Source organism: Microbacterium sp. CIAB417, from assembly GCF_022788845.1.
This window is the reverse complement of record NZ_JAHZUT010000001.1, coordinates 206,827-228,302: the sequence shown is the minus strand read 5'-3', so window position 1 is coordinate 228,302 and position 21,476 is coordinate 206,827. Positions and strand designations below refer to the sequence as shown.

Annotated in this window: 23 protein-coding genes and 1 tRNA gene; 8 read left to right on the top strand and 16 right to left on the bottom strand. The window is 70.8% G+C overall.

The annotated features are described in order from the left end of the window. Positions 1 to 8 precede the first annotated feature (8 nt). Positions 9 to 482, top strand: coding sequence for an S-ribosylhomocysteine lyase (locus KYX17_RS01160; protein WP_243224714.1), 474 nt, complete (start codon positions 9 to 11; stop codon positions 480 to 482). Further along, positions 483 to 1,250: an SDR family NAD(P)-dependent oxidoreductase gene (locus tag KYX17_RS01155; protein ID WP_243224713.1), complete on the top strand. Its 768-nt coding sequence runs from the start codon at positions 483 to 485 to the stop codon at positions 1,248 to 1,250. 11 nt (positions 1,251 to 1,261) lie between these two features. On the opposite strand, the gene KYX17_RS01150 is transcribed toward KYX17_RS01155, so the two are convergent. Beyond that, positions 1,262 to 1,543, bottom strand: coding sequence for a hypothetical protein (locus KYX17_RS01150; protein ID WP_243224712.1), 282 nt, complete (start codon positions 1,541 to 1,543; stop codon positions 1,262 to 1,264). A gap of 68 nt (positions 1,544 to 1,611) precedes the next feature. Between KYX17_RS01150 and KYX17_RS01145 the strand changes: the two genes are divergently transcribed. Both KYX17_RS01145 and greA read left to right on the top strand, forming a co-directional pair. Further along, on the top strand, positions 1,612 to 1,998 hold the full coding sequence (locus KYX17_RS01145; protein ID WP_243224711.1) for a DUF4307 domain-containing protein: 387 nt from the start codon (positions 1,612 to 1,614) through the stop codon (positions 1,996 to 1,998). Positions 1,999 to 2,088: 90 nt separating this feature from the next. Then, positions 2,089 to 2,577, top strand: coding sequence for a transcription elongation factor GreA (gene greA, locus KYX17_RS01140; RefSeq protein WP_243224710.1), 489 nt, complete (start codon positions 2,089 to 2,091; stop codon positions 2,575 to 2,577). Positions 2,578 to 2,662: 85 nt separating this feature from the next. Here the strand turns inward: greA and ilvA are convergent, their stop codons facing one another. Both ilvA and KYX17_RS01130 read right to left on the bottom strand, forming a co-directional pair. Further along, positions 2,663 to 3,892, bottom strand: a complete 1,230-nt coding sequence (gene ilvA / locus KYX17_RS01135) for a threonine ammonia-lyase (protein ID WP_243224709.1) — start codon at positions 3,890 to 3,892, stop codon at positions 2,663 to 2,665. Continuing rightward, positions 3,889 to 5,082, bottom strand: a complete 1,194-nt coding sequence (locus tag KYX17_RS01130) for an AI-2E family transporter (RefSeq protein ID WP_243224708.1) — start codon at positions 5,080 to 5,082, stop codon at positions 3,889 to 3,891. Before KYX17_RS01130 ends, ilvA begins: the two co-directional genes overlap by 4 nt. 51 nt (positions 5,083 to 5,133) lie before the next feature. Between KYX17_RS01130 and KYX17_RS01125 the strand changes: the two genes are divergently transcribed. Continuing rightward, complete coding sequence (locus tag KYX17_RS01125) at positions 5,134 to 6,387, top strand: winged helix-turn-helix domain-containing protein (protein ID WP_243224707.1); 1,254 nt, start codon at positions 5,134 to 5,136, stop codon at positions 6,385 to 6,387. Between the two features lie 88 nt (positions 6,388 to 6,475). On the opposite strand, the gene KYX17_RS01120 is transcribed toward KYX17_RS01125, so the two are convergent. From KYX17_RS01120 to KYX17_RS01110, 3 genes are all read right to left on the bottom strand, one after another. After that, the gene (locus tag KYX17_RS01120) at positions 6,476 to 7,045 is read right to left on the bottom strand and encodes a LemA family protein (protein ID WP_243224706.1); all 570 of its coding nucleotides are present in this window, start codon (positions 7,043 to 7,045) and stop codon (positions 6,476 to 6,478) included. A 68-nt stretch (positions 7,046 to 7,113) separates the two neighbouring features. Beyond that, the gene (locus tag KYX17_RS01115; protein WP_243224705.1) at positions 7,114 to 8,427 is read right to left on the bottom strand and encodes a D-arabinono-1,4-lactone oxidase; all 1,314 of its coding nucleotides are present in this window, start codon (positions 8,425 to 8,427) and stop codon (positions 7,114 to 7,116) included. Then, positions 8,424 to 9,656, bottom strand: coding sequence for an alanine racemase (locus KYX17_RS01110; protein ID WP_374208913.1), 1,233 nt, complete (start codon positions 9,654 to 9,656; stop codon positions 8,424 to 8,426). The genes KYX17_RS01115 and KYX17_RS01110 overlap by 4 nt, the downstream gene beginning before the upstream one ends. A gap of 52 nt (positions 9,657 to 9,708) precedes the next feature. Between KYX17_RS01110 and KYX17_RS01105 the strand changes: the two genes are divergently transcribed. Further along, a tRNA-Leu gene (locus KYX17_RS01105) sits at positions 9,709 to 9,782 on the top strand. 210 nt (positions 9,783 to 9,992) lie between these two features. On the opposite strand, the gene KYX17_RS01100 is transcribed toward KYX17_RS01105, so the two are convergent. The 10 genes from KYX17_RS01100 to KYX17_RS01055 form a co-directional block, all read right to left on the bottom strand. Continuing rightward, positions 9,993 to 10,880: a cation-transporting ATPase gene (locus KYX17_RS01100; RefSeq protein ID WP_243224704.1), complete on the bottom strand. Its 888-nt coding sequence runs from the start codon at positions 10,878 to 10,880 to the stop codon at positions 9,993 to 9,995. Between the two features lie 258 nt (positions 10,881 to 11,138). After that, a complete protein-coding gene (locus KYX17_RS01095; protein ID WP_243224703.1) occupies positions 11,139 to 12,668 on the bottom strand; it encodes an FAD-dependent oxidoreductase in 1,530 nt (509 codons plus the stop codon). Between the two features lie 35 nt (positions 12,669 to 12,703). Beyond that, positions 12,704 to 14,023, bottom strand: coding sequence for a S8 family serine peptidase (locus KYX17_RS01090; protein ID WP_243224702.1), 1,320 nt, complete (start codon positions 14,021 to 14,023; stop codon positions 12,704 to 12,706). Further along, the gene (locus KYX17_RS01085) at positions 14,020 to 14,541 is read right to left on the bottom strand and encodes a DUF501 domain-containing protein (protein WP_243224701.1); all 522 of its coding nucleotides are present in this window, start codon (positions 14,539 to 14,541) and stop codon (positions 14,020 to 14,022) included. Before KYX17_RS01085 ends, KYX17_RS01090 begins: the two co-directional genes overlap by 4 nt. A 37-nt stretch (positions 14,542 to 14,578) precedes the next feature. Beyond that, the gene (locus KYX17_RS01080; protein WP_243224700.1) at positions 14,579 to 15,049 is read right to left on the bottom strand and encodes a septum formation initiator family protein; all 471 of its coding nucleotides are present in this window, start codon (positions 15,047 to 15,049) and stop codon (positions 14,579 to 14,581) included. Between the two features lie 60 nt (positions 15,050 to 15,109). Continuing rightward, a complete protein-coding gene (eno, locus tag KYX17_RS01075; RefSeq protein WP_243224699.1) occupies positions 15,110 to 16,390 on the bottom strand; it encodes a phosphopyruvate hydratase in 1,281 nt (426 codons plus the stop codon). A 90-nt stretch (positions 16,391 to 16,480) separates the two neighbouring features. Continuing rightward, the gene (locus tag KYX17_RS01070; RefSeq protein ID WP_243224698.1) at positions 16,481 to 17,149 is read right to left on the bottom strand and encodes an O-methyltransferase; all 669 of its coding nucleotides are present in this window, start codon (positions 17,147 to 17,149) and stop codon (positions 16,481 to 16,483) included. A gap of 44 nt (positions 17,150 to 17,193) precedes the next feature. Then, the gene (locus KYX17_RS01065; RefSeq protein ID WP_243224697.1) at positions 17,194 to 18,153 is read right to left on the bottom strand and encodes a CPBP family intramembrane glutamic endopeptidase; all 960 of its coding nucleotides are present in this window, start codon (positions 18,151 to 18,153) and stop codon (positions 17,194 to 17,196) included. Continuing rightward, positions 18,150 to 19,202: a DUF1648 domain-containing protein gene (locus KYX17_RS01060; protein WP_243224696.1), complete on the bottom strand. Its 1,053-nt coding sequence runs from the start codon at positions 19,200 to 19,202 to the stop codon at positions 18,150 to 18,152. The genes KYX17_RS01065 and KYX17_RS01060 overlap by 4 nt, the downstream gene beginning before the upstream one ends. After that, on the bottom strand, positions 19,199 to 19,576 hold the full coding sequence (locus tag KYX17_RS01055) for a GntR family transcriptional regulator (RefSeq protein ID WP_243224695.1): 378 nt from the start codon (positions 19,574 to 19,576) through the stop codon (positions 19,199 to 19,201). Before KYX17_RS01055 ends, KYX17_RS01060 begins: the two co-directional genes overlap by 4 nt. Positions 19,577 to 19,677: 101 nt before the next feature. Between KYX17_RS01055 and KYX17_RS01050 the strand changes: the two genes are divergently transcribed. Further along, the gene (locus tag KYX17_RS01050; protein ID WP_243224694.1) at positions 19,678 to 20,157 is read left to right on the top strand and encodes a DUF4442 domain-containing protein; all 480 of its coding nucleotides are present in this window, start codon (positions 19,678 to 19,680) and stop codon (positions 20,155 to 20,157) included. Between the two features lie 23 nt (positions 20,158 to 20,180). Continuing rightward, the gene (locus tag KYX17_RS01045) at positions 20,181 to 21,407 is read left to right on the top strand and encodes an APC family permease (RefSeq protein WP_308220827.1); all 1,227 of its coding nucleotides are present in this window, start codon (positions 20,181 to 20,183) and stop codon (positions 21,405 to 21,407) included. Positions 21,408 to 21,476 lie beyond the last annotated feature (69 nt).

Sequence of the window (21,476 nt, the reverse complement as noted above, 5' to 3'; positions counted from 1 at the left end):
GAGAACCCATGGCCGAAGTCGAGAGCTTCACGCTCGATCACACCGCCGTCCACGCGCCCTACGTGCGCCTCATCGCCACCGAGCGCGGCCCGAAGGGAGACGCGATCTCGAATTTCGACGTGCGCTTCGTGCAGCCCAACGAGGGCGAGATCCCCACCGCAGGCCTGCACACGATCGAGCACCTGCTCGCGAGCGTGCTGCGCGACCACCTCGACGGCGTCATCGACATCTCCCCGTTCGGCTGCCGCACCGGCTTCCACCTCATCACGTGGGGCGAGCCTTCCGTGGCGGACGTCGTCGCCGCCGTGAAGACCGGCCTGACGTTCATCGCGGAGCAGGCCGAGTGGCCGGATGTTCCCGGTGTCTCCGCGGTGGAATGCGGCAACTACCGCGACCACAGCCTGCACTCGGCCCGCGAGTGGTCCCGGCGCATCCTCGACGAGGGCATCAGCCTGGACGCGTTCGAGCGCGTGGGGGTCTGAGTGTTCGACGAGCTGCGCGATCGCGTCGTCCTCGTCACGGGCGGGGCCAGCGGGATCGGGGCGGGGATCGTGGAGGCCTTCCTCGGCGAGGGGTCCACGGTCGTCAGCGCCGACCTCTCCTTCCCGGACGGTCTTCGCGCCGCCGGGGAGAGGTCATGGACGATCCGGCTGGACGTCAGCGATGAGGATGCCGTCGACGCCGCCGTCTCGCAGATCGCCGAGACGATCGGCCTCGTCGACACGGTTGTCACCGCCGCCGGGACCTCGACGCTCGGCTTCGCGACGGAGACGACCTCGGCGCAGTGGGACCTGAACCTCGACGTCAACGCCAAGGGCTCGTTCCTGGTCGCCAAGCACGTCGCGAAGCGACTCGTCGAGGCCGGCCGCACGGGCCGGATCGTGTTCATCTCCAGCCAGGCGGGCAAGAACGGCTACCGCGGCATGACGGCCTACGTCGCCTCGAAGCACGCCGTGCTCGGGGTGACGAAGACCATGGCCACCGAGCTCGCACCACGAGGCATCACCGTCAACGCGATCTGCCCCGGCATCATCGAGACGCCGATGAAGCACCGCGAGCGCATCGAGGGCGGTGCGATCCGCGGGATGACCGCGGAGGAGGTCGCCGCCGAGGACCGCTCCCAGGTGCCGCTGGGGCGCACGGGGACGCCGCAGGACGTCGCGGGGGTCGCTCTGTTCCTCGCCAGCGATCTGGCCGGCTACATGACGGGTCAGGGCATCAACGTCACCGGCGGGATGACGATGCACTGAGCCGGGCGCGCTCAGCTGCGGTCGTCGTCCGCCCGCCGGTCGTCGTGCCGGTTCTCATCGTCCGGCGCCTCGTCCGCGCGAGCGGCGGCCTCCTCGGCATCCAGCTCGGCGCGCACCTCGTCGCGGTAGCGGACCCGGCGCACGCGGCGGTTCATGTCCCAGATCAGCAGCACGACGGCGATGACGAGGAGCACGACCGCGGCGAACCCGATGAACCCGGGCGTCACGGCATCCGGATCCACCGTCATCGTCGGAGTCGGCATCGGCGTCTCGGAGCCGAACAGAACCAGCATGTGGCCGCCTTTCCTGCGCAGGTCGCATAACCTGTAAGGACCAGCCTAACGACCGAAAGACCCTCCCCGTGACGACCGCCCAGGAACTCGATGACCGTTACGGACGCACGCGTCGGCGCCGGCTCCCCTGGATCGTCGGGATCGTGCTGGCGGTCGCCGTGGTCGGGTGGTTCTCGTGGTCGACGATCACGCAGTCGATGAACTCGGTGGACGCCGACGATCTGGGCTTCGAGGTGACCGACCAGTACTCCGTCGAGGTGCGCTTCCAGGTGAGCGGGGTGGCCGGGAAGGACATCGCGTGCGCCGTCGAGGCGCTTGACGAGGAGTTCGGCGTCGTCGGCTGGAGCATCGTCGAGATCCCGGCCTCCGACGAGCACTCCCGGGCGTTCACGGAACGGGTGCCCACGGTGGCCGAGGCGACCACCGGTTTGGTCAACTCCTGCTGGGTCGCATAGAATCGCCTCAGACAACTGACGCCCCGGCCCGATCGCCGGGGCGTCTTGGCATATCCCCGCCCTGAAGGGCGTCGAACAAAGGAGCACGCTGTGTCCACAGACGCTCAGGTCCCGTTCCTCACTCAGGAGGCCTACGACCGGCTCGTCGCCGAACTCGAGCACCTGTCCACGACGGGTCGCGACGAGATCGCGAAGCGCATCGAGGCCGCGCGCGAAGAGGGCGACCTCAAGGAGAACGGCGGCTATCACGCGGCCAAGGACGAGCAGGGCAAGCAGGAGGCGCGCATCCGCACGCTCGAGCAGCTGCTGAAGACCGCTAAGGTCGGCGAGGCGCCCGCCAGCCGCGGGATCGTCGAGCCGGGCACCGTCGTCACGGCCGTCGTGGCCGGCGGCGAAGAGGTCTTCCTCCTCGGCAGCCGCGAGATCGCGGCCGGCAGCGACCTCGACGTGTACAGCGAGGCGAGCCCCCTCGGTCAGGCGATCCTCGGCCTCAAGGTCGGAGAGAAGACCAGTTACGAGGCGCCCAACGGCCGCGCGATCACCGTGGAGATCACGGCCGTGGAGACGTACGCGGGCTGATCGTCCCGGCTCCGGTCGATTCGGCCGGGGCCCGCTCCCGGGAGGCGCGGGGCGGCGCGAAGCGCTGTCTCGAGCGGGCGCGGATCTAGTCCGGGACGACGATCGGATCGTAGCCCGCGCGGCGGAGCGTGTCGAGCGTGAGCTCGGTGTGCTCCGCTCCGCGGGTCTCGATGCTCAGCTGCAGGATCACGTCGCTGATCTGCAGCCCCTGACCGTGGCGCGTGTGCAGCACCTCCATGACGTTGGCGCCGGCCTGCGAGACGAGCTCCGACACGCGTGCCAGCTGACCCGGTCGATCCGGCAGCGGGATGCGGATCGTCAGGTACCGTCCGGATGCCGCGAGCCCGTGCGCCACGACGCGCTGCAGCAGCAGCGGATCGATGTTCCCGCCGGACAGCACCGCCATCGTGGTGCCGGTCGGGGCGATCTTGCCGGCCAGGATCGCCGCGACTCCGACCGCTCCCGCGGGCTCCACGACGACCTTGGAGTGCTCCAGCAGCACCAGCAGCGCGCGGGCGATGTCGTCGTCGCTGACCGTGACGACCTCGTCGACGAGATTCTGGATGATCTCGAACGGCACGGCACCCGGCTCGGCGACGAGGATCCCGTCGGCGATCGTGGGACGCGTCTCGATCGCGACGCGGTGGCCGGCGTCGAGCGACGCGACGGTGGCGGCGGCGTTCTCGGCCTGCACGCCGATGATGCGCACCCGGCGTCCGCTCTCGGCGGTCTTCGCCGCGATCGCCGAGGCGATCCCGGCGATCAGCCCTCCCCCGCCGATGCCCACGAGAACGGTGTCGACGTCCGGAGCGTCCTCGAGCAGCTCGAGCCCGAGCGTGCCCTGCCCGATCACGACGTCGCGATGGTCGAACGGGTGGATCATCACGGCCCCGGTGCGCTCGGCGAACTCGGCCGCCAGGCGCAGCGACGTGGCGACGGTCTCGCCCTCCAGCACGACCTCGGCGCCGTATCCCCGTGTCGCGAGGAGCTTCGGCACCGGCACGCCGAGCGGCATGAAGATCGTCGCGGGGATCCCCAGCGCCTGCGCCGCGAGGGCGACGCCCTGGGCGTGGTTGCCCGCGGACGCCGCGACCACGCCGCGCGCCCGTTCCTCCGGCGTCAGACGCGAGAGCCGGTGCGCGGCGCCGCGGATCTTGAAGGATCCGGTGCGCTGCAGGTTCTCCATCTTCAGCAGCACGGGGGCCCCGAACGCATCGGACAGGGCACGCGAGGGCATGGTCGGGGTGTGGGAGATCACACCCGCCAGGCCCCGCGCGGCCTCTTCGAACTCGGCCAGGCTGGGGGCTGTGCTCATTGAATCCTCCGTCGCCGCTCGCGCGGCACTGTACTCCAGATCAGGTCTCCGTGCGGATGGTCGCCGGTGCGCCAGGATCCGCTGCTCAAGGTCACCGCGACGACGTTGACGAACGCGGCCAGCGGCACGGCGAACAGGGCGCCGGGGATGCCGGCGATCATCGTGCCGCCCGCGACGACGAGGACGACCGCCAGCGGATGCACCTTCACCGCCGAGCCCATCAGGATGGGCTGCAGGATGTGCCCCTCGACCTGCTGGACGCCCAGCACGACCACGAGCATCCAGAACGCGATCCACGGGCCGTTGTACACCAGCGCGAGGAACACGGCGACCGCGCCGGTGACGACCGCTCCGACGATCGGGACGAACGCCCCGAGGAAGACGAGGACCGCCACCGGGATCGCGAGCGGAACGCCGAGCAGGAACGCGCCCAGTCCGATGCCGACGGCGTCGATCGTCGCCACGAGCAGCTGCGTCCTGGCGTAGTTGACGACGGTGTTCCAGCCGTTGCTCGCGGCGGCTCCCGTGGCCGCCCTGGCGTTGCGGGGGAACAGCTTCAGGGTCCAGCGCCAGATGCCCGCTCCGTCCGCCAGCAGGCAGATGAGGATGAACAGGGCCAGCACGGCACCGGTGACGACGTGGCCGGCGGTCGTGCCGATCGCGAGAGCGCCGGACCACAGCAGGTCGACCTGCTGCTGCAGGAAGACGAAGGCCTGGTCCAGATAGTCCTGGATCTGCTCTGCGGACAGGTGCAGCGGACCGTCGATGAGGTACTGGCGGAACTGCTCGACGGCGGTCACGGTGCTGTCGCGGACCTCGCCCCACTGCCGGGACACCTGCCACACGATCAGCCAGACGAGGCCCGTGACGATCGCGAGCGTCGCGATCAGCGCGATCACGATCGCGAGCCACCGCGGCACGCCCCTGCGCAGCATCCATCCGACGCCCGGTGACAGCAGCGCGGTGACGAGGATGGCGATGAGAAGCGGGATCACGAGCAGCTTGAGCTGCATGACCACCCAGATCACGACGCCGGCGGCGGCCGCGATGAGCAGCAGGCGCCAGGCGTATCCGGCGGTGACGCGCAGCGCGAACGGCACCGCGTGGTCGATGTCGGTGCGGACGGTGCGCTCGGTGGGCATGCCGCCCCACAGAAGGTCCCGCTTGCGGGGGCGCTTCTCGTCCGTCATCCCGTCAGTCTACGCCGGGGGATGTCGGCGCCCGACGCTACGCTGACGTTCGTGTCAGACACTCTCAGCGCCGCACAGGCGCGACGCATGGCGCTCGCGGCCCAGGGCTTCACCCGTCGACGTCCGGCGACCGTCACGGCCCGTCACGTGCACCGCGCCATGGAGCACATGGGCGTGCTGCAGATCGACTCCGTGAACGTGTTCGTCCGCTCGCACCATCTGCCGCTCTACTCGCGTCTCGGCGCCTACGATCCCGCCCTGTTCGAGCGCATCTTCCATTCCCGGGCGACCCATTACGTCGAGTACCTCGCCCACGAGGCGACGTTCGTCCCGGCATCCGACTGGGCGCTGTGGGGCTTCCGGATGGAGGACTTCCGGAGGCGATGGGCGGACGATCCCGACTCGTGGCTGAACAGCAACCAGCGCACGGTCGCCTGGGTGAAGGACGAGCTCCGCGTGCGCGGGCCGCTGCGTCCCGCCGACCTGCGCGAGGACGCCCCGCGCGAACGCGGGACCTGGTGGGACTGGGACGAGGTGAAGCTGGCGCTGGAGCACCTGTGGCGCACCGGCGACGTGGCGATCAGCGGCCGGCGCGGTTTCGAGCGGCGCTACGCCCTCGCCGAGCAGGTCATCCCCGCCGAGGTGCGGGGTCGGCGGATTCCCCGCGAGGACGCGTTCCGGGAGCTGGTCCGGCGCGCCGCCCGGTCGTCCGGCGTCGCGACGGAGTCGGACCTGGCGGACTACCACCGCCTGCGCGATCGTCCGGGCGTCCGACAGGCGATCGCCGACCTGGTGGACGCCGGGGAGCTCGAGCCCGTCCGGGTCCGCGGGTGGGAGCGCGCCGGGCGCCCCCTCCCGGCCTTCCGGCATCGGGATGCCGTGCTGCCGCGCCGCGTCGACGCGACGACCCTTCTGACGCCGTTCGATCCGGTGGTGTGGTTCCGCGACCGGGCACTGCGCGCGTTCGAGCTCGACTATCGGATCGAGATCTACGTGCCGGCGCACAAGCGGCGCTACGGCTACTACTCTCTTCCGGTTCTGGTGGGCGATCGGATCGCGGCGCGCGTCGATCTCAAGGCCGATCGGGCGTCGTCGACGCTGCGGGTCCAGTCCGCCTGGTGGGAGCCGGCGTCGCGTCCGGAGGACGCCGCAGCGATTGCCGAGGAACTCGTGCGCGCAGCCTCGTGGCAGCAGCTGGAGCGGATCACCGTGTCACGGTGGGGCGACGCGACGGATGCGGTGGCCGACGCCCTCGCGGCGATCGGTGGGGTCGTGTCGGACCGGCACGAGCATGAACGGGAGTGACCCGTGTCAAGGTTTCGACTCGCTGCGCTCGCTCAACCTTGACACGCAGAAGCCTTAACGCGCCTGCGGCGCATTGAGGCTTCTCGTGTCAAAACTGGACGCGCGGGGGCTCGGAGATCGTGGTGCCGTCGGCGACCTCGAAGAACTCGCGTTCGGTGAATCCGAGTCCGCGGGCGAAGAGGTTGTTCGGGAAGACCTTGATCTTGGTGTTCAGCTCGCGCACGCCGCCGTTGTAGAAGCGCCGAGCCGCCTGGATCTTGTCCTCGGTGTCGACGAGCGAATGCTGGAGCTGGAGGAAGTTCTGGCTGGCCTGCAGCTGCGGGTAGGCCTCAGCGACGGCGAACAGGCTCTTCAGCGCCTGCTGCAGGTGCCCCTCGGCGATCCCGGCCTCACCGGGGCTCGACGCCGACAGCGTCTCGGCTCGGGCACGCGTGACGTTCTCGAAGACCGCCTTCTCGTGCGAGGCGTAGCCCTTGACGGACTCGATGAGGTTCGGGATGAGATCGGCCCGGCGCTTGAGCTGGACCGTGATGCCGCTCCATGCCTCGTCCACGCGGACGTTCAGCTGGACGAGGGAATTGTAGGTCGCCCACAGGTAGACGCCGATGATCACGATGACAGCGACGACGATCAGTACCGGCACGAGCCATTCCCACATGGGAGGCCACCCCTTCCGCAGATTTCCTTCATCCTAGTCGCGCTGCCTGCGTGGCGACTGGACGACGCTCAGTCGCCGAGCACGCGCCGGAGGTGCCGGTTTCTGAACAGCCGATCGGGGTCGAGCCGGTCGCGCACGGCCCGGAAGTCGTCGAAACGCGGGTAGAGCTCACGGAGCCGATCCGCGTCGAGCGTGTGCAGCTTGCCCCAGTGCGGGCGCCCGCCGTGCTCCAGCATGATCTGCTCGATCGCGTTGAAGTACTCCGTCGGATCGGCACGCCAGTAGCGATGCACGGCGATGTACCCGGTGTGCCGGCCGTGCGCCGTGGAGAGCCACAGATCGTCCGCGGCGGCGAAGCGCACCTCGATGGGGAACTCGATCGTCCAGCCGCGCCGCGCGATCGTCTCGCGCACGGCGCGGAATGCCGGCACCACGTTCTCGGCCGGCAGCGCGTACTCCATCTCGCGGAACCGCACGCGGCGGCTCTGCGTGAACACGCGGTGCGAGCGATCGGTGTACGCGCGGTCGCCCGTCAGCCGAACGGCCAGGCGGTTGAACGGCGGGGTGATCGCCGGGACGGCACGACCCAGTCCGCAGACCGCACGGTAGACGGTGTTCGACAGGAGGGTCTCGTCGATCCACCGCCCGAGGACGGGCAGCGGCTCGCGCCGGGTGGATTCGGGAAGGCGCTCCTGCCGTTTCGTGAGCGCGACCTGGGTGTGCGGGAACCAGTAGAACTCGAAGTGGTCGTGGGCCTGGACGCGTTCCGGCAGGGTGGCCAGGACGTCCTCGAGCGGAGCGGGTTCGTCGATGGCGCGGAGCACGAACGCCGGCACGCACTGCAGCGTGACCTCGACCAGGATGCCGAGGGCGCCCAGGCCCAGCGCGACAGCGGGCAGCAGGTCGGCGTTCTCGTGCTCGTCCACGCGGAGGAACTCCCCCGCCGAAGTGATGAGGACGGCGCCGACGACCTGAGTCGCGATTCCACCGAATCGTGCTCCGGTGCCGTGCGTTCCGGTCGAGATCGCCCCCGAAAGCGACTGCCGGTCGATGTCGCCGAGATTCTCCATGGCGAGGCCGAAGGGTGCGAGCAGGGCGGGGATGCGGTGCAGTCGCGTGCCTGCGAGAAACGTCGCCCTCCCGGTCGCGGCATCCGCGGACACGAGACCGTGCAGGTCGCTGAGGTCCAGCAGGACCCCGGGCGCGACGGCGATGCCGGTGAAGCTGTGGCCGGCCCCGACCGCCTTGACCTGAAGGCTCTGCGCCGCCGCGGCCTGCACGGCGCGCTGCACCCCTTCCGGGGTACGGGGCCGTTCGACGCGGACCGGATCGACGGACGCAGAGCGCGCCCAATTCTGCCAGCTGCCGCCGAGTCGTGTCACAGGAACGCCTTTCCCTCGCCGCGGTACGTGAGCAGCTCGTCCGCGACCGCGTCGCCGTCGACGAGATGGTAGGCCTCGATGCGCTCGGCGGGCTCCCCGCTCTTCGCATGCCGGAACCAGACCCGGTCGCCGATGTCCAGGCCGGCCGCGGCGCGTCCCTGCACGGGAGTCTGCACCTCACCGGCGGCCTCACGCGGCAGCGTGTGCAGCCCGGCCGGCCACACCGGCCGCGGCTGCCGGGATGCGACGGCGGGACCCGAGGCGATCCAGCCTCCGCCGAGGACGGTGGCGATGTCGGCCGAGGGGCGGCGGACGACGTCGAAGGCGAACGCGGAGGCCGGGGCCGGCTGGAAGGAGCGGTACCCGTCGAACAGGTGCCCGCCCAGCAGGCCGCTGCCGGCGGTCGCCTCGGTGACGGCTTCGTCGCTGCCGGTGAACTCGAGCGATCCGGTGCCTCCGCCGTTGAGGAACTCCAGGGGGGCGATGTCGCTGAGGGCCGTCGCGATCTCGGCACGACGGCGCAGCAGGTCCTCCCGCGACCGTGCCTGCGCGAAGCGGATGATCGGAGCGTCCGGCCCGGCGTCGTCGCCCTGCCCGGCGATCTGCGCCTCGTACATCTGCAGCCCGACCAGGCGGAATCCGTCGCGTCGGACGATCATGCGGGCGAAGCGCGCGACATCCGAGGCGGTGAACAGCGGCGAGCGGCGCACCCCGATGTGCCCCAGCGCGGCTGAACGCCAGGACGCGTCGGCGTCGATCGCCACACGGATCTCCGCGCGGCGCCCCGGAGCGGCGACCGCGTCCACGAGATCCAGATGGGCGGGGTCGTCGACCATGAGGGTGACGCGCGATGCCGCCTGCTCATCCGCCGCGAGCAGGGCGAGGCTCGCCCGGTCGACCGTGGGGTACCCGACCACGACGTCGTCGTGCGTCTCGGCCAGCCAGAGAGCTTCGGCGAGCGTGAACGCGAGGATGCCCCGATAGCCGGGGATCTTCAGGACGGCGTCGAGCACGGCGCGTACACGCACGGACTTCGATGCGACGCGGATGGGGATGCCGCCCGCCCGCACCAGGAGGTCCATGGCGTTGTGCCTGAGCGCGTCCAGGTCGATCACAGCGACCGGAGCGGTCAGGTGCGCGGTGGCGGCGGTGAGCCGCGGCCACCACCGCGCCGGATCCTCCCAGGCGCGGAGGCCGGCGTTCGTCGGGCCGTCGATCAGATCGAGCACTCCCCCACCCTACGACCTCGGTCGCGGCATCCGCCGCTAGGCTGATCGGCACGCCCCCGTAGCCCAATCGGCAGAGGCAGGCGACTTAAACTCGCTTCAGTGTCGGTTCGAATCCGACCGGGGGTACGGCTGTGAAGGAGGGGCCCCGCCGGCCAGAGGCTCGCCCCGGCGCGCAGCGACGAGGCGAGTGGCCGGTGGGGACCGAGTCCCAGCGGGGGTACAACTGTGAAGGAGGGGCCCCGCCGGATGCGTCCGTCCGGATTCCCGTCGCAGTTCGTGCCGCTCAGAGCACGGCGACGCATCTCCGGTCGCGATCCATGCCGGTTTCCCGCCCCGTCACCGGCCGAACAGGCCTCCTAGCCCGAAATCTCCGAGGGCTGAGCCCCACTCCGAGACCGAGTCGCCGAGTCCGGACACCGTCTCGCCTGCGGAGCCCAAGAGCTCGTCGGCGCCGCCGGCGAGCGATTCGACGTCCACGCCCTCGGCGAGTCCGACGAAGTCGACCCCCATCGCGGTCGCCTGTTCGAGCAGTGGTCCGGCGGCCGCGCTCAGCACCGACCCGGCCGCGACGGCTCCCAGCACCCCGAGAGCGGCGCCGCCGGCGACGACGGCCGCTCCGCCGACACCGGCCCCGCCGACACGCGACAGCAGACCCCGCATGCTGCCGGGCCGCAGCGCCTCGGCTCGCCCCGCCGCCCGTGCGAGGTCGTCGGGCGAGGACGACGCAGGACGCTCCCCGGGGGCGAATTCGGAGCGCATCCGCTGCTCGACGTGGGCGCGCTGCTGCGGCGTGAGGCGCGCGAACGCGTCGCGGTGGATCTGCTCGATGCGGTGCGGATCCGCGGTCTGCATCAGGTAGTCGTAGCGTGCGATCGCGGCACGATCGGCTTCCGAGACCGCAGGGGCGCCAGCGGCCCGCGGGGCGGGCGGCGGAGCATACGGATGCGCGCTGCCGGTGCCCGTGGCGGAGCGCGGGACACCGGCGCCCGGCGCAGGCGGCGGTGCGTACGGGTTGGCGCCGGATCCGGCCGGCGCCGGCGTGGATGCCGGCGAAACATGCGGGCTCGGCGACGTCGTCGGCTGTGCCGGGCCGCGCACGGCATCCACGGCGCCGCGCAGGACGCCTCCCCAGTCCGTCGACCCGGACGAGCCGGATCCGCGGGATGCTGAGTTCTTGTCGAGCGCCTTCGAGGCCATGCCGATCAGGCGGGAGATCTTGTCCATGTCGATCCTTCACCGGGTGGGGCGGACGGTCACGGACGCAGGGTCGCCGTGGCGGTCCGCCGAGCGGACGCCAGGTCTCCTCCACCCTCACGGACCGGCGGGCCGGGACGCGATCGCGCATCCGTAGTGACGACTCCGCCGCTTCGGGAGTACTCCCCTTGCTCCACAGACGCTACCGGTCCCGCTTATGGATCGGCTGGAACGGCGAAGGCCCCGTTCCACAGGAACGGGGCCTTCGCACGGAGCTGCGGATGCCGGTTACTTCGCGTCCGCCTTGGCGGCCGGCGCCTTCTTGGCGGCGGGCTTGCGCGCCGGCGCCTTCTTGACCGTCTTGTCGTCCGCGGCGTTGTCCGCGACCTTCTCGGACTTCGCCGGCGCCTTCTCGGCCTTCGCGGGAGCGGAAGCCTTCTCGGCCTTCGCGGGAGCCGCCTTCGCCGGAGCAGCGGCCGGTGCGGCATCCGCGGCCGGACGGGGACGGGAGGCGAACTCCTCGAAGAACGCGCGCGGCTGCTGCACCTTCTCGAGGTTCACGATGTCGCGGTCGAGCCACAGGTTGTGCCACCAGCCCCACAGGACGCGCCACTTGCGCTCCCACGTCGGCATCGCGAGGCCGTGGTAACCGCGGTGCGCGACCCAGGCGAAGAAGCCCTTGATCGCCAGCTTGCCGGACTGGAACACGCCGGTGCCGAGTCCGAGGCCGGCGACCGCGCCGAGGTTCTTGTGGATGTAGTCCACCGGAGCCTCACCGCGCAGGACCGCGACGAGGTTCTTCGCGAGACGCTTGGCCTGGCGGACGGCGTGCTGGGCGTTGGGGACGCAGAAGCCGCCGACGCCGCCGCCGGTCAGGTCCGGAACCGCCGAGACGTCACCAGCGGTCCAGGCGCCGTCGATGACGTTGCCGTCCGCGTCGACCACGCGCAGATCGGCCTGAGCACGGATGCGACCGCGCTCCTCGACCGGCAGGTCGCCCGAGCGGACCACCTGCGGGTTGGCCATGACTCCGGCGGTCCAGACGATGATGTCGGTCGGGATGACCTGGCCCGTCGACAGCTCGACGTTGCCGTCGACGGCGCCGGTGACCTGGGTGTCCAGGTGGACATTGGCGCCGCGCTTGGCGAGGTCCTTCAGCACCCACTCGCTCGTGGGCAGCGAGACCTCGGGCATGATGCGTCCCATGGCCTCGATGAGGTGGAAGTGCGTCTCCTCGAACGTCAGCTCGGGGTAGCGCTTCAACAGCGCCGAGGCGAACGAACGCAGCTCGGCGAAGGTCTCGATGCCGGCGAAGCCGCCGCCGACGACGACGACGGTCAGCAGGCGCTCGCGCTCGGGCCCGGGGGGCAGCGCCGCCGCGCGGTCGAAGTTCGACAGCAGCTTGTCGCGCACCCACACGGCCTCTTCGATCGACTTCATGCCGATCGCGTTGTCCGCGATGCCGGGGATCGGGAACGTGCGCGAGACGGAACCCGCCGTGACGACGATCTGATCGTAGGCGAACTCGTACGCGTCGCCGTCGGCCGGAGTGATGGTCGCGACCTTGTTCGCGTGATCGATCTTCGTGACCTTTGCCGCGACGACGTTCGTGCGCTTCAGGTGACGACGGGTCGAGACGACCGCGTGGCGCGGCTCGATGGATCCCGCGGCGACCTCGGGGAGGAACGGGAGGTACGTCATGTACGGCAGCGGGTCGACCATCGTGACCTCGGCCTCGCCCTTGCGGAGGTGCTTCTCGAGCTTCCACGCCGTGTAGAAACCCGCGTAGCCACCGCCGACGATCAGAATCTTGGGCACAGTGCTGTTCTCAGCCACAGAGGGAAAACTCCTTGTCAGGGGGCAGGCGTGCGCTGCGCGCGCGCCGTTCGGATACGCCGGGCAGCTGCGGTGACGCCTAGCGCAACCAGGATACCAGGGACCGTGAGCACGATCAGCGGCAGGGTACCGTACAGCAGCGTCTCCGCGCTGGGAAGCAGCGGTGAACCCGCTTCCGTCGGCGGGTCGGCGGCCGGCAGGGGGTCGACCGTCACCGGGGCGACCGTCGGCGTCGGCTGCGGCACGGACTCCGCGCGCCGGTACACCCGGATCCATTCCTTGAGGTCCTCGGCGGGGTCGGCGTCCACCTTCGGGACGGAGGCGGTCACCGCCGCATGCGCGTCGATCAGCCCGAAGCCGTAGAGCGGGTCGGGCACGCGCGTCACGCCGTCGACCGGGATGGCGGTCTTCAGGATGCGGTTGATGACGTTCCCGGCATCCAGATCGGGGTGAGCGGACCTCACCAGGGCCGCGACGCCGGCGACGATCGGGGCCGCACCGCTCGTGCCGTCCCACTCGGCGAGCGTTCCATCGGCCGAGACGCCGAGCAGCCCTTCGCTGGGCGCGGAGATCCCGATCGTGATGCCCTGCGTCGAGGCCTCGACGCTCGCCTCCCCGTGCTGGTTGACGCCGCCGACCGTCAGCACGCCGGGGATCGTGGCCGGAGCGCCGACGATCGAGGTGCCGCTGCCGCGGTTCCCGGCTGCGACGACGACCACCACGTCGTGCTCGAACGCGTAGAGGAAGGCCTCATCCCAGCTCTTGTCCCAGTCCAGCGTGTTGGTCGTGAAGGACAGGTTGATGATGTCGGCGCCGTTGTCCACGGCCCAGCGCATGGCGTCCGCGATCTGCTCGGTGAACGGCACCGCCGCCGCCGCGCCGAAGTTGACCGAGATGGACAGCAGGTCGGCCTCGGGGGCGACGCCGATCATTCCCGTGCCGTCCGCCGCTCCGCGCGCGCCGGCGAGCGAGGCGACCCAGGTCCCGTGGTTCACGTCGATCGTGCCCACCGGGGTGCGTCCGTCCGACGAGCCGGTCCCCGAGACGTCGGTCCCCCCGACGACGGCGTCGCCGAATGCCGCCGGCACCGGCGCGATGCCGGTGTCGATGACGGCGATCGTGACGCCTTCACCGCGGCTCGTCTGCCAGGCGTCACGGATCCGCGCGCCGTCCAGCCAGTACTCCGCCGCGCGGATCGGGTCGGTCGGCTCGTCGGCGACCGGCGCCGGGGTCGGCTCCGGCGTCTGGGTCGGCGCCGACGTCGCCCCGGTGAGCAGGACGGATGCCGTCACCGCCGCGACTGCGACGATGCCGCGCAGCGTCCTGAGGCGGGTCATGCGAGAGCGGCCCCCGGCTGTTCGCACTGGCATCGCTCCGGCGACCAGCTCGACCGCTCCAGCGCGGCGTCGCCGATCGGGTTGACACCAGGACCCGCCGCGAGCGCGTGCCCGGCGAGCGCGTGCAGGCATTTGACGCGCGTGGGCATGCCGCCCGCGGAGATCCCGTCGATCTCGGGGACCTCGCCGTAGCGGGCGCGGTCGCCGAGGTAGGCCTGATGCGCGGCGCTGTAGGCCGCCGCGACAGCCTCGTCCTCGTCGAGGAGCGCCGCGAGCTCGGGCATGACCTGGGTCGCCTCGAGGGTCGACATGGCGGCGGTGGCCGCGGGATGCGTCAGGTAGTAGAACGTCGGGAACGGCGTGCCGTCCGGCAGTCGCGGCGCGGTCGCCACCACCGTCGGGTTGCCGCACGCGCAGCGTGCGGCGATGCCGATGACCCCGCGCACGGGACGTCCGAGCTGCGCGGAGAGAACGTCGATCTCCGCAGGGGTCGGCGGGGCGAAGGGCGGTGTCGTCACCCTTCCAGCGTACGGGAGGCGCTCCTGAACGAAGGCTCTACCCGCCCTCGGCGGCGGTCTGCGCGAGGCCGGCGCCGGCGAGGGTGCGCAGCAGATGAGGCATCCAGTCCGAGGCGCTCTCCTCGAGTTCGGCGCTGACCGGCTGCTGCTCGCGCGGCAGGTCGGCGGCGTCCAGATCGTTGTCGATCAGATAGACGACCTCGCCGGGCTTGACGTAGTAGAGGCGCTCGCGCGCCTGGGTGGTGATGAAGGCGGGATCCTCCCAGCGCTGCTGCTCGAGTTCGAGATCCGCGATCTCCTCCTTCGACAGCTGCACGGACTGCTCAAGCGCGGCGATCTGCTGCCGCTGCTCGATGTAGGTGCCCAGCGTCGGCACGAGCACCCACGCGCCCAGTACGACGAGCGAGAGCATGATCACGGAGAACGCGGACAGCCGGATGCCGGATGCCCACTCGCGCACGTCGACCGTGCGCGAGGACGCCGAAGGGGAAGCCGGTCGTCTCGCCATGCTCCCCCTCCGGGTCGTGCCGCCGCGCGGGCGGCCTCGTTGTCTCGTGCGCGTCGGCGCTCAGGCGGTGTAGCGCGGGAACGCCGAACGGCCCGCGAAGACGGCCGCGTCGCCGAGCTCCTCCTCGATGCGCAGCAGCTGGTTGTACTTCGCGACGCGCTCGCTGCGCGCCGGGGCACCCGCCTTGATCTGGCCCGAGTTGGTGGCGACGACGAGGTCGGCGATCGTGGTGTCCTCGGTCTCGCCGGAACGGTGCGAGAGCATCGCGGTGTAACCGGAGCGCTGCGCCAGGCTGACCGCGTCGAAGGTCTCCGTGAGCGTGCCGATCTGGTTGACCTTGACGAGCAGCGAGTTGGCGACGCCGCGCTGGATGCCGTCGGCGAGGCGCTGCGGGTTGGTGACGAACAGGTCGTCGCCCACGAGCTGGACCTTCGAGCCGAGCGCCTCGGTGAGGTGCTTCCAGTTGTCCCAGTCGTCCTCGGCGAGCGCGTCCTCGATCGTGACGATCGGGAAGTCGTTCACCAGGCCGACGTAGTACTCGGTCAGCGCCGCGGCATCCCAGTCCTTGCCGTCCAGGCGGTAGACGCCGTCCTTGAAGAACTCCGTCGCGGCGACGTCGAGGCCGAGCGCGATGTCCGATCCCGGCGTGAAGCCGGCCTTCTCGATGGCCTTGACGAGGAAGTCGAGGCCCTCGCGGTTGCTGGGGAGGTCGGGCGCGAAGCCGCCCTCGTCGCCGAGGCCCGTCGCGTAGCCGGCGGCCTTCAGCTCGGCACGCAGCACGTGGTACGTCTCGACGCCCCAGCGCAGCGCCTCGGAGTAGGTCTCGGCGCCGATCGGCGCGAGGAAGAACTCCTGCATGTCGATGCCGTTGTCGGCGTGCTCGCCGCCGTTGATGACGTTGAACAGCGGCACGGGGAGGACGTGCGCGTTGGGCCCGCCCAGGTAGCGGAACAGCGGCAGGTCGGCGCTGTCGGCCGCGGCCTTGGCGACCGCGAGGCTGACGCCGAGGATCGCGTTGGCGCCGGTGCGCTTCTTGTTCTCGGTGCCGTCGGTGGAGATGAGGATCTCGTCGACGATGCGCTGCTCGCTCGCCTCGACGCCCTCGATGGCCGGGCCCAGCTCGTCGATGACGGCCTCGACGGCCTTGAGCACGCCCTTTCCGCCGTAGCGGCTCTTGTCGCCGTCGCGGAGTTCGTACGCCTCGAACGCACCGGTGGATGCGCCGGAGGGAACGGCCGCGCGCTGCACGATGCCGTCATCGAGGAGCACCTCCACCTCGACGGTCGGGTTTCCCCGGGAGTCGAGAATCTCACGTGCGCCTACAGCCTCGATCAGTGCCACGAATGTGCTCCTTGCTCAGAGAAAAGGTTGTGGTGGAGCGTCGTCGATCCGTCGCCATTCTAGCCGGGCGCGTCCGACGCGCCGAAGCGATCAGACCACGAGGGCGATGGCCACTCCGTCCCAGCCCTTGAGGCCGACGGTCTGCAGCGCCGTCGCGTCGAAGCGAGCGTCCTCCCCCAGCATCCGGAGCCCCTCCCGCGTGCCGATGACACGGGGATCGGTGGTGCTCTCGTCGACGATCTCGCCCTCCCGGCCGATGTTGTCCAGGACGACGACAGTGCCGGCGCGGCCCAGTCGCGCGGCCCAGTCGAGGTAGATCGTGTTCGACTCCTTGTCGGCATCGATGAAGACGAGGTCGAAGGGCTCGGTGCCGTCCAGGCTCGGCAGGACCTCGGCACCGCGGCCGATGCGGATCTCGACCTGATCCCCGACGCCGGCGGCATCGAGGTTGCGCCGTGCGACCGCGGCGTTCGCCGATTCCGCCTCGACCGTGACGACTCGGCCGTCGGGCCCGACCGCGCGCGCGAGCCAGATCGTCGAATACCCGCCGAGCGTGCCGATCTCGAGGACGCGTCGCGCTCCGCTCATGCGGGCGAGCAGGTTCAGCAGCTTTCCGCTGACGGGTGCGACCTCGATCTCGGGGAGTCCTGCGGCCCGCTGCGCGGCGAGCGTCGCATCCAGGGTCGGGTCCTGCCCGACCAGGAGGTCGGCGAGGTAGGCATCGGCGGCGCGCCAGTTCTGCGGGTTCGATTCGGCCATTCCCTCAGCCAACCCGGCCGGGCGGGCGAGGTCAAGACACCGGGCTATTCCGGCGGACGATGCGGGAGGGCCCGTCGCGCCGCGGCGTCGAGCTCCGGCTGCTTCCGGAACTGCCCGGTCGCCAGGAGCACGACGATCACGAGGCCGCACGCGATCCAGCCGGCGACCCCCAGCGGCCCTGCCAAGGCCATGTCGAACGTCGTGCCTGCGGCGTACAGCAGCGCGATCGTCGCACCGGCCGCGTTCATCGCCCCGTGGGCGAAGACCGCCGGCCAGACGGACGCCGAGCGCAGGCGCAACCAGCCCAGGAGGATCCCCCAGACGACGCAGCCGCCGACCATGAACGCGACACCCGTGGCGTCCGTGCGCGCGAAGTTGTAGCCGAGCAGGATCACCGGAGCATGCCACAGCCCCCATACCGCGCCGCTGATGAGCAGCGCGGGCCAGGTGCCGTACTGCCGCAGCGCGGGGACCAGGAATCCGCGCCAGCCCAGTTCCTCGCCGAGCGCCATGACCGCGTTGATCGTCGCGGCGGCGATCGGCATCGCGATCAGCTGCGACACGATCACGAGACCCGCCGGCGGCGCGGGGACCCCCTCCGGCAGGGACGCCTCGAGCGTCTCGCCGAACCCCGAGAATCCGATCAGATCCAGGTGCACCCATCCGAACGCGGCGGCGATCGCGATCGACAGTGCGATGACGACGAGCGGACCGAACAGGCCCAGAACGCTCAGACCGATCACGCGCTTCGCCGGGCGCAGCGGCCACACGCCGAGAAAGCGCAGCCGCTCTCCCTTCGGCACGGGACGCATCAGCAGGATCACGAGCACCGCGGCGACCGCCGGGGTGAACATCATCACCGAGATGAGCACGCCGGCGAGCGGATGGCGCAGGCCATCCGAGAGCCACAGCGGGAGCGCGACGAGCCACGCCAGTCCGCAGGCGAGCAGGACGAAGGAGACGATCGCGATCAGCGGCGTCCTCGACGCGGTCGACTCGCTCATCGTGCGCCTCCTCTGATCGTGCGGCCGGGATCGGATGCCGAGTCATCCACGTACGCCTGGAGCAGCGCCGCGGCCTGCTCCGCACCGTCGATCGTGACGACGAACCGGCGCTTTCCGCGCCGCGCGATCTCGATCGCCGGACCCTGACGCGTGACGATGCCGCTGCGGCCGTCGAGCGAGATGCGCCAGCCCCATCCGCCGAACTCCCCGAACGGGGAGATGTCGACCGCCCGGACCGAATCGATCTCGGCGAGCGGGATGCGCGTGCGCGGCACTCCGAGCAGGGAGCGCGCGGAGAATCCCTCCGGCGTGATGCGGATGCGGAACGCCGCCGTCGCCGGCAGAGCCAGCAGGACGATCAGCATGAGGACGACGCCGATCCAGGCAGCGGGTCCTCCGGCGAACGCGAGGGCGATCGTGAGCACGGTGACGAGGACCAGGGCCGAGGCCATGATGATCAGCGGGGTGCGCGGCATCGTCGCGGTCCCCACCCACACGACCCGCTCGCCCTCGCCGAGAACCACCGATCGACCGTCGTCGAGCGACGGCCCCGGGACTGCTGCCACGGCCGGCTGCGCGAACCACGCCGCGACGCCGACCAGCAGCAGCGCGGCGAAGCCGAGCGCCACCACCCACCAGATCCCGCCCATCGCCGCGGCGTCCGACAGCCCGCGCTGCGGTGCCAGCGAACCGACCGCGAGGACGAGGGCGAATGCGGAGAGCCCCGCGGCCATCGCTCCCATGAAGCGCGCCGCGGCGCCCCAGTGCGTCCCGACGGCGATGAGCGTCGAGGCCGCCATCAGCACGGGCAGTCCGAACCCGAGGCCGATCAGCATCCACACGTAGACCAGCGGAGAGCCGAATCCGTCGGGGCCCGAAACGCCCCAGTGGGTCACGACGGACGCCGGCAGCTCAGGCATCCAGGCCAGGACGATGGCGAGACCGACGGCGACCAGAACGATCGGCACCGCGACGGCGACAAGGAGGAATCGGACCCGCGCTCGGCGCAGTTGCGCCGGAGGCGTGCGGGTGATGTCGTGCTCGGTCATGGGCGCTCCTCCGGTCGGCGGTCGATGGGGACGGCGGATGTCACGATCGCGGCGAGCGTCTCGGCGGACACGCCCAGCTCACCGGCCCTGGCGACGAGATCGGCGACTTCCTTGGCGAGGTCGACGAGCGGCGCAGCGGATGCTGCCACGGTGGCCCCGCGGCCGCGCCGCAGATCCACCAGCCGTTCGTCACGCAGCTGCTGGTACGCATGCAGCACCGTGTGCAGGTTGATGTCGAGCGCGTCGGCGACCTCGCGCGCCGACGGCAGCCGGTCGCCCGGCCCGAGGGCGCCCGTCAGGATGTCGGCGCGGACGGAGGCGGCGACCTGCTCGAACAGCGGCCGCTGGCTGTCGGCGTCGATCCGGATCAGCATGTCGTCCTCCTCGTTCGACTTATTCTATGAGAAATAGAACAGTTGTAGCAAGACGCCAGAGGCTTTGCCGGATGCCGGGATGCTCCCCGACACTGATCGCCATGAAGATCACTCCGCGCCGGCTCGCGATCGGAATGAGCCTTTGGGCACCGAACCTGTTCAGCGGGATCCGCGTCCGTCGCTTCAGCGCGGACTGGACCCGCGCCACCGTCGAGCTGCACGTCAATCTCCTCACTCGCAACTATGTGAAGACGGCGTTCGGCGGATCGATGTCCGCCATGACGGATCCCTACTTCTTCATGCTCGTGATGCACCAGCTCGGGCGCGACTACGTCGTGTGGGACACCCGGGGGGAGATCGAGTTCGTCAAGCCCGGCCGCGGTGTGCTCACCGCCGAGTTCCATGTCCCGAAGGAGCAGGCCGCCGAACTGCGCGAACGCGCGCACGGCGGGGCGAAGGTCCTGGAGTGGTTCGAGACCGTCATCACGGATAGCGAGGGGGACGTGGTCGCGAAGGTGCGGCGCGAGGTGTACATCCGCGAGAAGAAGCGCGTGACCGCCGCGCGCGGCACCGATCGTTAACCGAGCGGTGGCACGATGATCACGTGCCCCTCGCTCGCAGGCTGACCCTCCCGGACGCCACCGCCATCGGCCTCGGATCGATGATCGGCGCCGGCGTGTTCGCCGTCTGGGCACCGGCGCTCGGAGCCGCCGGCTCCGGCATCCTCGTCGCTCTCGCGATCGCGGCCGTGGTCGCGTACTGCAATGCGACCAGCTCCGCCCAGCTCGCCGCCGTGCACCCCGTCGCGGGCGGCACGTATGCCTACGCGCGCGCCGAGATCGGCCCCTGGCCGGGATTCGTCGCAGGCTGGTGCTTCGTGATCGGCAAGATCGCCAGCTGCGCCGCGATGGCGATGACCTTCGCGTCGTACGCCGCGCCAGCGGGATGGGAGCGGCCGGTCGCCGTCCTCGCCGTCGCCGCGCTCGCGACCGTGAACTGCTTCGGCGTGACCCGCACCGCGCTCGCGACCCGCATCCTCGTCGCGGCGACCCTGCTCGGGCTCGCCGTCGTCGTCGCCGCGGGAGTCGGCGGAGCACCGCACTCCCCCGCTCCGCTCGCGGACGCCACGGTGTACGGGGTCCTGCAGGGTGCCGGCCTGCTCTTTTTCGCGTTCGCCGGCTACGCCCGCATCGCGACGATGGGCGAGGAGGTCGTGGACCCGGCGCGGACGATCCCGCGCGCGATCGTGCTCGCACTCGGCGGGGCGGTCGTGGTGTACCTCGCGATCGGCGTGACGGTGATCCTCGTGCTGGGTGCGGATGCCGTCGCCGGACCGGCCCCGCTCGCCGGTGTCGTCGAGGCCGCGGGCTGGGGATGGGCGGATCCCGTGGTTCGTGTGGCGGCGTCCGCCGCCTCGCTCGGCGCGCTGCTCGCCCTGCTCACCGGCATCGGCCGTACGACGCTCGCGATGGCGCGCGAAAGCGACCTGCCGCGTTGGCTGTCGGCCGTGGACACGCGCTGGCAGGTGCCGCGACGCGCGGAGATCACGATCGCGCTGATCGTGATCGGCATCGTCCTCGTCGCGGACCTGCGCGGAGCGATCGGCTTCTCGTCCTTCGGCGTGCTGCTGTACTACCTCATCGCGAACGCGGCGGCGTTCCGCCAGACCGGCGACGACGTCCGGCGCTATCCGCGCGCGCTGCAGGTGCTCGGCGCCCTGGGGTGCCTCGTCCTCGTGAGCACACTGCCCGCGATGGCGTCACTGATCGGCACCGTCGTCGTGCTCGCAGGCGTCGCCTACCGGATGCTGCGGCTGCGCATCGCGCGCTGAGTGTCGGCGATCAGCGCCCGTACGTCGAGGAGCGGAGCGCGATCCAGTATCGAATATTTTTGCCCTAAT

Excerpts from the sequence above, each read along its gene's own strand:
- KYX17_RS01070 (WP_243224698.1), bottom strand. The coding sequence starts at position 17,149 with ATGGCCGAATCGAACCCGCAGAACTGGCGCGCCGCCGATGCCTACCTC.
- KYX17_RS01055 (WP_243224695.1), bottom strand. The coding sequence starts at position 19,576 with ATGCTGATCCGGATCGACGCCGACAGCCAGCGGCCGCTGTTCGAGCAG.
- KYX17_RS01050 (WP_243224694.1), top strand. The coding sequence starts at position 19,678 with ATGAAGATCACTCCGCGCCGGCTCGCGATCGGAATGAGCCTTTGGGCA.
- KYX17_RS01080 (WP_243224700.1), bottom strand. The coding sequence starts at position 15,049 with ATGGCGAGACGACCGGCTTCCCCTTCGGCGTCCTCGCGCACGGTCGAC.
- KYX17_RS01090 (WP_243224702.1), bottom strand. The coding sequence starts at position 14,023 with ATGACCCGCCTCAGGACGCTGCGCGGCATCGTCGCAGTCGCGGCGGTG.
- KYX17_RS01160 (WP_243224714.1), top strand. The coding sequence starts at position 9 with ATGGCCGAAGTCGAGAGCTTCACGCTCGATCACACCGCCGTCCACGCG.
- KYX17_RS01065 (WP_243224697.1), bottom strand. The coding sequence starts at position 18,153 with ATGAGCGAGTCGACCGCGTCGAGGACGCCGCTGATCGCGATCGTCTCC.
- KYX17_RS01130 (WP_243224708.1), bottom strand. The coding sequence starts at position 5,082 with ATGACGGACGAGAAGCGCCCCCGCAAGCGGGACCTTCTGTGGGGCGGC.
- KYX17_RS01100 (WP_243224704.1), bottom strand. The coding sequence starts at position 10,880 with ATGGACAAGATCTCCCGCCTGATCGGCATGGCCTCGAAGGCGCTCGAC.
- KYX17_RS01120 (WP_243224706.1), bottom strand. The coding sequence starts at position 7,045 with ATGTGGGAATGGCTCGTGCCGGTACTGATCGTCGTCGCTGTCATCGTG.
- KYX17_RS01150 (WP_243224712.1), bottom strand. The coding sequence starts at position 1,543 with ATGCTGGTTCTGTTCGGCTCCGAGACGCCGATGCCGACTCCGACGATG.
- KYX17_RS01060 (WP_243224696.1), bottom strand. The coding sequence starts at position 19,202 with ATGACCGAGCACGACATCACCCGCACGCCTCCGGCGCAACTGCGCCGA.
- ilvA (WP_243224709.1), bottom strand. The coding sequence starts at position 3,892 with ATGAGCACAGCCCCCAGCCTGGCCGAGTTCGAAGAGGCCGCGCGGGGC.